The sequence below is a fragment of the Synechocystis sp. LEGE 06083 genome, assembly GCF_015207725.1.
Taxonomy (GTDB): domain Bacteria; phylum Cyanobacteriota; class Cyanobacteriia; order Cyanobacteriales; family Microcystaceae; genus Synechocystis; species Synechocystis salina.
Map to the genome: position 1 here is coordinate 1 of NZ_JADEWJ010000135.1, position 9,814 is coordinate 9,814.

A 9,814-nucleotide genomic window follows, 5' to 3' on the forward strand; every position below is an offset into this window, starting at 1 on the left:
TTGTTGGGCTGGGCGGGTTTCGGCGACTCCCTTCTCCGGTTTATCCGCCTTTGGAGTAAATTCCGTCGGCGACCCATGGGGTAAATCAAGGCTGGCGATCGCCCTTTCCTTAGCCAAGTCTTCGGCGGCTTCCAGGGGACACTGGGCCGCTAGGGCCGTGGCTACCACAATGCCTTCTAGGGTGATGCTGGCTTGGACGATGTATAACCCCCGATCAATTTCGAGCAGGTCACAACAGAGACTGCCCTGGGGATAATGTTGACGGAAAAGGGAAATCAGACTGGACATTGGCATCTGGTTGCGGAGGGCCGTCCCCCATGGTAACAGAGTAACTTTGCCTTTCTGTTCATTGCCCTGGGGAAAAACTGGCCCGCGGCGATCGCCAACTTTGGCGGGATTGCCCCTAAAGGTTAAGATGGAGGTTTGTGAATTGCTCCACAAGCTAAACAAACTTCATATTGGAAAAATTACAGTCATGGCAAAGCGAGTCAAGGTCGTTTTAAACGAAACTATCAATAAACTAGGCTTCACCGGCGATTTAGTGGAAGTGGCCCCCGGTTATGCCCGCAACTATCTCATTCCCAAAGGCCTGGGAGTGGTGGCCACCCCCGGTATTTTGCGCCAGGTGGAACAAAGACGCCTCAAGGAATTGGAACGGCTCAAAGCAGAAAAAGATGCCGCCGAAGCCCGCAAAGTCGCTCTGGAAACCATTGGTCGTTTTGTGATCAAAAAACAAGTAGGGGAAGCGGAAGCCATTTTTGGTACCGTTACCACCCAGGAAGTGGCCGATGCAGTGGAAGCCGCCACCAACCAAAGCCTCGATCGCCGTGGCATCAGTCTGCCGGACATCCACAAAACTGGTTTTTACCAAGCCCAAATCAAATTGCACCCCGAAGTTATCGCTACGGTGGAAGTGCAAGTTGCTCCCCTATAAACCTAGTCGGCCCTCGCTGATCAACTGGGGGCAAGCTGGATAGATTTTTGTCAATGCTCCCCCCTGACCCAGGAAAATTCTGGGATCGATATTGGGGGAGTTTTAGTTTGTCAACGCAGTTAATCCAGGCTCCAGCCTAAGACTAAGCAAAGACAGGAATGCCCAGCATCAATACAATAGATTAAGTTTCTGAGTGGTGGTCCTGGCCACCTTGACCAATCGTTCCTAACCTATGGCCCCTGTAATCGAAAAAAATCCAACTGTTGCCAAGGTAAATGCTTCCCCCACCGGGATGTGGATTATGGCAGGCATTATTTCCCTGGTGATATTGGCAGTGGCATTATTTAGCTTTATGAACTTTGATCCCTATGTGAACCAGGTGCTCGCCCTTAAAGGAGATGCGGATAGGGGGCGGGCTATTTTCCAAGCCAATTGCGTGGTTTGCCATGGCATCCAAGCTGACGGTTACATTGGCCCTAGTCTTTGGGGGGTGTCCCAACGGCGATCCCAGGGCCACATCATTCACCAGGTAGTTAGTGGTCAAACGCCTCCCATGCCCCAGTTTGAACCCAATCCCCAGGAAATGGCGGATTTATTGGATTACCTTAAAACCCTCTGAGACGAGGGGGACAGATTTGTTTAGATAGAAGTCTGTAGCTATCTTTTCATCACCACTACAAATCAGCCCGCAGGGTATTGATCCCTGCTGAGCAAGAGTTAGCCCTATTTTCAAATAACCCAAGCCTTGCAGTTCTAAGCCGAGGTGGGGTTTTCTGCCAACAATTGACTAACCACTGCCCCGAGGCCGACGGAATTGGATGCTTTGAACAGGAGGCGATCGCCTGGTTGGAGGGTCGTTTTTAGGGCCGCCACTAAACTAGGTCCATCGCTGAAAGATTGGGTCTCCACACCGTTGGCTCCAGCGGCAATGGCATCGGTATTAGGGTCATTGGCCAATAGGTAAAGACCGTCTAAACCTAAGGCTTTCACCTTGGCCCCCACCCGTTGATGGAATGTCGGGCCATAATCCCCCAGTTCTTTCATTGCTCCTAGCACCGCTAAACGTCGTTTTCCAGGGGTATTGGCCAATAAATCCAACGCTGCCAACATGGATTCTAACCCTGCGTTATAGGTTTCATCCAACAGCACCACGTCCTGCCCCCATTGATAACGACGGGCCCGACCCTTGGGCAACTCCACCGTCAGCCCCGACTGTAACCGTTGCCAATCCAACCCTAAACACTGGGCCACGGCGATCGCCGCTAGGTAATTAGAAGCATTGTGGACACCAGCCAAGGGCAAAGGCAAACTAACCCCATCAAGGATTAAATTTTCGCCATCAACCGTTCCTCGCACATCTCCCCCCTGCAGTCCATAGGTAATGGTTTTTCCCTGCCAAAATCGTTGGGCTGTCTCCATTAACAAAGCATTGTCTTGATTGAGGATGGCCGTGCTCTGGGGTGGTTGATGGGCCAGCAATTCACACTTGGCCTCGGCGATCGCCAACTCCGATCCCAAAAGACCAATGTGGGCTGTGCCAACGTTGGTAATTAAACCGATGGTGGGCTGGGCAATGTCCGCCAACAGGGCAATTTGTCCCCGACCCCGCATGGCCATTTCCACAATGGCAAAATCATGGTCTGGGGATAGTTCCAACAAAGTTTTCGGTACCCCAATTTCATTGTTGTAATTAGCTTTGGTTTTATGCACATGGCCAAACTGGGACAGCACCGCCGCAATTAACTCTTTGGTGGTGGTCTTACCCACAGAACCGGTCACCCCAATGATGGGAATGGTAAACCGTTGCCGCCATCCCGCCGCTATGCGCTGATAGGCCACCAATGTATCTTCCACCAAAAATTGAGCCACCGTCTCCCCTAACCCTTCCACTGGCCGATCCGTCACCACGGCGATCGCCCCCGCCGCCCCGGCCTGGGGAATAAAATTGTGGCCATCAAAACTTTCTCCCCGCAAGGCGAGAAATAAATCCCCTGGCACCAAAGCCCTTGTATCGGTGCAAATATTATTTATCCGTATATCCGCGGAAAAATTGGTAACAGACAATAAGCAACTTTCTAGGAATGTACGGATGTCAAATAGGGAAAGTTTGGAGTTCATAGGAAAGAATAAGAGTGGGGAATGTGGTGGAGGAAAACTGGGTTAGAATTGACTCAGAAGTGTTAAGTCATTGCCAATTTTTATCTGTGATCTAGATCACTTACCATGGGTGCCTTCATCACTTACATTGGAAGAGAAATAGATATAAAAAAGTTAGAAACCGACAATGTCTAGTAACAAAGTTCCGGTTTCATCCCAATGGGATCAGGGTGTATCTTACCATCCACAGCGATGCCTGATTAAATGCCCAGAGTGTCGTTGACCTTATCTTATGATTTCGTTTTCATTATCAGTTTTCCCTACTCCCAATTTGCCCCCTTTTTACCAAGGAGGGTTGCCACTGTGAACCACAATCACCTCCACACCAACGACTCTGATAAAATGAACGACGAGCAGGCAATTTACGATTATCTGCTTAACTTGGTCCAGTCCCTGGAAGGGGACCAAGTACTTGAGGCGGTAGGGGGCCTTTTCTTGAGTGGACAAGGTGGCTCTCAAGGGCAAATTTCTACCCACTTAGAAAAAGTAATTAGAGTTAAAAATAACACTGAAGACTTCAACTACTTTTTTAACCGTTGCTGTTATATTCTGATCAACTATTGGCAACTTTCTCCCCCAACCCAGCGATTCATTCCCCAACTGGTAAATATGGTGGAAAAAGCGGTGGCTAATATTAGTCCTGGGGGCAATACAAAAGGAAACGTCCGCCAACTAGTTAAAAATTTTACCCTCAGTGAACAATTTGTCCGGCTGAAAAGATTGGCCACCGTTGTCACTGCCAAGTTTGAAACTAAATCTAGCTCCGTTGGCACCCTCATCCACCGCTATCCCTATCTGTATGATTATTGCCTCATGGGGGACGATAGCAGTCGGGAACACCGCCAAACCATACACCGCATCAAAGCTCAAAATGAGCGTAAGTTTGAAATTAACCTTTCCCAGTACGTCACCTATCGGGTGCGCATGGCCAGAACCAATAAAGCTGGACTAATCTTGCCAGACAAGGAATTGATCAAGCCAGTGAAAAACCCTACCCTACTGAGCGATCAGGATCTAAATAGTTCCCTCAAACATTTTGTCGGTGCGGTGGAAAACGGTCAGAGTTATCAATCCCTCTCGAAAAGTTTCCGCAACCATGTGGCCTATACCCAATCCTTTGGCACTTTTAAGGACGAACTTTACGAATATATCCGGGGTTCCCTACAGGATAAGTATAAACAAGGAAGTTTTGATAAGAAACTATTTGACCTATTCCAAAATGCCTATCCGGAATGCAATCAACAGAAACCCACGGAATTTTTAATGATGCGGACTTCTAGTCAGTTGCTCAACTTTTTAGTAGTGGAAGGCAGTAAAAATCCGGATCACTATGTCTTTATTGATCTAATTTCCAATATTGGCGTGAAGAAGACCATTGGGGTATTGCTCAAAATTGTACTTTTCTGCTCTAAGGTGAAGCCTTATTTGGAAAAACGTTTTTCAATTTTGTTTAATCACTATGAGTCGGTGGCCCGGGAGGGGGTGCCTTGGCTGGTGAAAACCTTGGAAAATATGCAAGTTGCGTTTAGTATTCATTTTGGCCGGGTGGACCTTTCCAGTCTCAACCGCTCTAATTTATCTACTTAGAAGATTTTCCCTCACCAAAAAAAAGGAATCCAGCCCATTGGCCGCATTCCCAGATGTTTACTTCAATTTTAGTTAATGGTTGGGTAACTTCCCCCAGAGCTCAGCTATGGTTAATTGCTGACCAATCATGGGTTGAAAATGACCCATTAACTTAGGTTTAAACTTTTTTCAGGGAGCCAAAGGTGCGGTAGCCATTCTCCGGATCATACAAATGACATTGGCTACTAATTTGTTGCATTAACTTCAAGTTAAAGGTGCGCTCATAGAGAAAAGGTCCCCAGTTTTCTTTTAAACTTGCGTGGGCTAGACGTAGGTTATAGGAAGGAATGGCCACGGAGAGGTGATGGGGAATGTGCACATTGATGTCATGGCAGAGCACTTCTACCCAGCGGGGATAGTCACAATGGACAGTGCCGTTTAACTGGGCTTCTGCGGCGCTCCAATCGGCGATGGGACGGAAACGAATTTCTGGAATGGTGTGGTGCACAATGGTAAATGTGCTCATCCAGAAGTGGTACACGAGCCAGGGCATTAACCAAAACTTGACAAAGCCCCACACCCCTGTGGTCGCAATTAGGGCGGGAAAGGCGATCGCCGCAAAGAGAAAGACAACGGCGATGGATAGTTTGACTTTATTGCGGTCCCGTTCGGCAAAGTTGCTGAGTCTAAAATGCATTAAGCCCCAGTGGAAAATGGAACCAGTCCACCAAAAAGGCCCCCGGATGGCTCGGTAAAAAAGCCTGACGATCGCCGGGCTCGCTTGGAAAGCTTCCACGCTCCAAGGATCCCAGGCGTTATCAACCTCAACTTTGTTGGTGTGGAGGTGATGGTGGTCGTGGAGCAGACGCCAGCTATGGAAAGGATAAATTAGGGGCGCAAAGGCGATGTGGCCCACTAAGTCATTGACCCAGCGTTTTTTGGCGAAGGAGCGATGGCCACAGTCATGGCCGACAACGAAAGCCCCTGTTAAGGCTGTCCCCGTCCAAATCCAAGTGATGGGTAGGAGGTACCAGGGCAGATAGATAATACCCAAATAGCCCACGGCGATCGCCCCTAGGGTGATCAAAACAGAAGCCCAGGCTTTGCTCGCTTTTTTTTCGAAGCATTCCTTGGGCAGGGTTTTAATGATGTCTTGTAGTTTTAGATCCGCAATCGGGCGATCGGGATTGCTGGGCGTTGCCGTTGGCGTCAACGGGGGAATCGTGGCAGTCATTTATAAAGGTTTATCTCCAAATGGAAGGTCGGGTAGATTTTTGTTTAAGGATTCATGGGCTATGAAGCGGCCAAGGTTTGCCTTGCCTAGGAATTAATACTCAGGTAAACAAACTTTTCTTTTTATAGCACGTTGCCATTGACCAGGAACCGAATTGCTTCTGAAGTAAGCCATGATTACCTGGTCTACAACTAACAATTGAAGATTAATCTGCCTTAACTCTGCCACTGGATTTGCAACCGTTGGGGAAATTGGCGATCGCCGTGGAGCACTACCCCCCGGTCATTGGCAGCCAGATGGCGGACGATTTTATACACCGTTTCCACCTGCTCCGGAGCCTGTACTTTGGCGGCCAAAGCTTCTAGGGCAATGGGGCCCGATTCTGTCTGCAAAGTGGAGAGAATCGCTTTTTGCAATTCCAAAATGGAGGCGGCCGCTTTTTTGCCCGCTTCCACCCCTGGTTGATGGTAGGCGTTAACGTTCACCAGGGAACCATAGAAACTCACCGCCCGTTCATACAGAGCAATCAAAGCCCCAATACTGGTGGCATCCACCTGGGGAATGGTGACGGTAATCGAGTCCCGTTGATTTTCAAACAAGGCTTGCCTGGTGCCCTGCAAAAATCCTGATAAATAATCCCCACTGGTTACCCCCGGCTCCAACTCTAGGGATGGCCCTTGGCGATCGTGCAATACCTCAATAAACGTAGCAAAAAAGTTCGGCACCCCATCCCGCAATTGCTGGACGTAGGCATGTTGATCCGTGGAGCCCTTATTGCCATAGACTGCAATACCCTGGTGCACCACCTTGCCATCCAAATCCCGTTCCTTACCCAGGGATTCCATCACCAACTGCTGTAAATAACGGCTAAATAACAGCAGCCTGTCTTTGTAGGGCAGAATCACCATATCTTTTTTCCCTTGCCCATCCCCAGCGTAGTACCAAGCCAAAGCCAATAGGGCCGCCGGATTTTGTTTTAATTCCCTCACCCTAGTGGCTTCATCCATGGTTTTAGCCCCATCGAGCATGGCCTGAATATCAATCCCCTGGAGGGCCGCCGGTAATAGCCCCACCGCCGATAACTCAGAGGTTCTGCCCCCCACCCAATCCTGCATGGGAAAAGCTTGTAACCATTGTTCTGTCTGGGCCTGCTGGGAAAGTTTACTGCCGGGCATGGTCACCGCCACAGCATAGTCGGCAAAATGCAAGCCCTGGGCTTCAAATACTGCTTTAGTTTCCGCCAAGCCATTGCGGGGTTCAGGGGTGCCACCGGATTTGCTAGTGGTGATTACTAAGGTGCTTTTCAGTTTGTCTTGGACTTTTAAACAATTCAGCACCCGGTCAATGCCGTCTGGGTCCGAGTTATCGATGAAGTGAATGGCCAAGGGCGGAAAATCTGGGGCTAGGGCCTGGGCTACAAACTGAGGACCTAGGGCTGAACCACCAATGCCGATCGCCAACAGGTCGGTGAATTTGGGGACAGTGGGAGGTTTAACCGTCCCTTGGTGAACAGCAGCGGCAAAGGCTTTAATTTGCTGTAGGGGTTCGGTGATTTCAGCCCGGATAGCGTCGTTGGGGGCCAGGGCCGGATTGCGTAGCCAGTAATGCCCCACCATGCGTTGTTCATCCGGATTGGCGATCGCCCCTTTTTCCAGGGCCACCATATCTTGAAAAGCTTTGGCAAACTTGGGTTGCAAATCTTCTACCAAAGCATCACTAAATCCCATGCGGCTCACATCCAGGTAAAAATCGAGGCCACCATGGTAATAAAGCCAGTCTTGATAACGTTGCCAAAGTTGTTGGTTATTCATCGAAAAAATGGGTCTGAAACCCCGCCCTTGAGGACGGCCTTGCGTTCACATCTTAAGGCAATTAGAAAGATTTGATTAAACAGGAAAAAACATCCGGCCAAAAATTGAGGCTTTTCAAACCTCCTCTCATTCCATCGCTGTTGCAGTTACCGGGGCAAGATTAAAGGGTGCCCCCCAAAAATTCCTCAATTTCCCGATCGCCAAGGCGACAAAGCACCGGTTCCCGGTCAGTTTCAGAGCAGGAGCGATAATCCGATTCCCAATCCTGTTCTGACTGCTGTTTTTGTAAGGTTTTGACCTCTTGCTCCAGCAGTTCAATACGTTCCAACAAAAGCCGAATTACCTTACCTTCCGAGTCCGGTAGCTTGCCATGCTCCAAGGGATTAACCTTTTCCCCCGAGGGATGAACCATGCGCCCCGGCACTCCCACCACGGTAAAATCCGCTGGCACATCCCGCAACACCACCGAACCGGCCCCAATGCGGGCATTGTCGCCAATCAAAATATTGCCCAACACCTTGGCCCCGGCCCCCACCACCACGTTTTCCCCCAGGGTGGGATGACGTTTACCGGTTTCCTTGCCCGTTCCCCCCAGGGTGACCCCCTGGTAGATCAAAGCATAATCCCCAATGATGGCTGTTTCTCCAATCACTACCCCCATGCCATGGTCAATGAAAACCCCCTGGCCAATCTGGGCCCCAGGATGGATCTCAATGCCAGTGAAAAATCGAGCAAATTGGGACATTAACCGGGGGAAAAACGGTAGCCCCAAAGTATAAAGACGGTGGGAAAAACGGTGAACAACTAGGGCTTGTAAACCGGGGTAACAAAAAAGCACCTCCAACCAATTGCGAGCGGCGGGATCTCGCTCAAAAATAATTCGGAAGTCAGCAATCAGTGAATTTAGCACCCAGTCAGTTCCTACCTAAAGCATTCATTTAGCGTTTTTAGAAATTTTCCCTGTATTTATGTCTAGTTATGCCCAGCTCCTTAACTAGATTAACGGGAACCCCGATAAATCCGCTCCGCCTGTTCCATTGGTAAATGGCTAAACCCCGGTAAGGCAGAAAGTTTTCCCTGGGAGGGTTGGGGGGAGGGCTTAGCCCCCGGGGGCTGACTACCGGGAACTTTAAAAGAATTGTAGGAAGTTAACGGACAATTGGGATGTAAATTGAATTCTGGCTCTAAATAGGAAAGACGGCTCTGGGGGGCAACAAAATCATGGAGTACCCCATCGTAGGCCAACACCTGTCCACTTTCAATGCGGTAAATCCAGCCATGGAGGGATAAATTACCCTTGTGCAAAAGGGAATGGACGGCGGGGTACGTTTGGAGATTTTTTAATTGGGTAAGAATATTTTCCGCCACCATAATTTCGACCAGTTCTTCCCCTTCCAGATGTTCATAGTTATCCAATACCAGGCGCCGGGTCGCTTCCGTATGCTTAAGCCAGTCGTACACCAGCGGCATTTTTTCCTGGAGGGAATTAAGTTTGAGCAGACCCTTCATTGCTCCACAATGGGAATGGCCACAAACAATGATTTGATTGATTCCCAAGGCTACCAGGGCGTATTCCATGGCGGCCCCTTCCCCACCGTTGGCCGCTCCGTAGGGGGGAATAATGTTACCAGCATTACGGATGACGAATAAATCCCCCACTTCCGATTGGGTAATTAGGTTGGGATCTACCCGGGAGTCGGAACAACAAATGAAGAGGATGCGGGGATGTTGGCCATGGGAAAGTTGCTCAAAGAGGTCACGGTGGGAACTAAAATAACCCTCCTGAAATTTTTGTAGTCCCTCGATGAGTCTTTTCATGCGATCGCCGTTGATGGAATTCCAGCCTCCCATTGTATCATTGAAGACTTGCGGCAGGGAGCCTAGGACGGCGGGGCAATTTGCCTGGGATAGGGGTCAACACTCTGGCCATGGTTAGGTCTCAATGACTCCTATCGTTTGCAAACCATCCAACGGATAGTAAGGAAATCATGGTGCAAGTTTTTCGGACAATAGCAGGGTTACAAACCTATCTCCGTCAAGCGGGTCGGGGTAAAACCGTGGGCTTAGTACCCACTATGGGGGCTCTCCACGCTTGCCATGGCAGCTTACTTG

The 9,814-nt window shown here is 49.5% G+C and carries 9 protein-coding genes and 1 pseudogene; 4 read left to right on the plus strand and 6 right to left on the minus strand.

The features are described 5' to 3' along the window. Positions 1–327 (minus strand): annotated as a pseudogene (locus IQ219_RS11370) (hypothetical protein); the annotation flags it as partial. A 148-nt stretch (positions 328–475) separates the two neighbouring features. On the opposite strand from IQ219_RS11370, the gene rplI reads away from it, so the two are divergent. Continuing rightward, a complete protein-coding gene (gene rplI / locus IQ219_RS11375) occupies positions 476–934 on the plus strand; it encodes a 50S ribosomal protein L9 (protein ID WP_010872796.1) in 459 nt (152 codons plus the stop codon). Positions 935–1,166: 232 nt separating this feature from the next. Next, positions 1,167–1,553, plus strand: coding sequence for a cytochrome c (locus tag IQ219_RS11380; protein ID WP_194072672.1), 387 nt, complete (start codon positions 1,167–1,169; stop codon positions 1,551–1,553). Between the two features lie 134 nt (positions 1,554–1,687). Here the strand turns inward: IQ219_RS11380 and murF are convergent, their stop codons facing one another. Next, positions 1,688–3,052, minus strand: coding sequence for a UDP-N-acetylmuramoyl-tripeptide--D-alanyl-D-alanine ligase (gene murF, locus IQ219_RS11385; protein ID WP_194072673.1), 1,365 nt, complete (start codon positions 3,050–3,052; stop codon positions 1,688–1,690). A 252-nt stretch (positions 3,053–3,304) separates the two neighbouring features. Between murF and IQ219_RS11390 the strand changes: the two genes are divergently transcribed. Then, positions 3,305–4,678, plus strand: coding sequence for a hypothetical protein (locus IQ219_RS11390; protein ID WP_194072677.1), 1,374 nt, complete (start codon positions 3,305–3,307; stop codon positions 4,676–4,678). Positions 4,679–4,835: 157 nt separating this feature from the next. On the opposite strand, the gene IQ219_RS11395 is transcribed toward IQ219_RS11390, so the two are convergent. From IQ219_RS11395 to IQ219_RS11410, 4 genes are all read right to left on the minus strand, one after another. After that, entirely contained in the window at positions 4,836–5,891 is a 1,056-nt protein-coding gene (locus tag IQ219_RS11395) for a fatty acid desaturase (RefSeq protein ID WP_194072674.1), read from the minus strand. A 215-nt stretch (positions 5,892–6,106) separates the two neighbouring features. Continuing rightward, complete coding sequence (locus IQ219_RS11400) at positions 6,107–7,702, minus strand: glucose-6-phosphate isomerase (protein WP_194072675.1); 1,596 nt, start codon at positions 7,700–7,702, stop codon at positions 6,107–6,109. A 160-nt stretch (positions 7,703–7,862) separates the two neighbouring features. After that, positions 7,863–8,612, minus strand: a complete 750-nt coding sequence (gene cysE / locus IQ219_RS11405) for a serine O-acetyltransferase (RefSeq protein WP_194020336.1) — start codon at positions 8,610–8,612, stop codon at positions 7,863–7,865. An 89-nt stretch (positions 8,613–8,701) separates the two neighbouring features. After that, positions 8,702–9,520, minus strand: a complete 819-nt coding sequence (locus IQ219_RS11410; RefSeq protein ID WP_190596607.1) for a carbonic anhydrase — start codon at positions 9,518–9,520, stop codon at positions 8,702–8,704. A 170-nt stretch (positions 9,521–9,690) separates the two neighbouring features. Between IQ219_RS11410 and IQ219_RS11415 the strand changes: the two genes are divergently transcribed. Continuing rightward, the coding region (locus tag IQ219_RS11415; protein ID WP_194072676.1) for a pantoate--beta-alanine ligase at positions 9,691–9,814 on the plus strand (124 nt) is incomplete at its 3' end.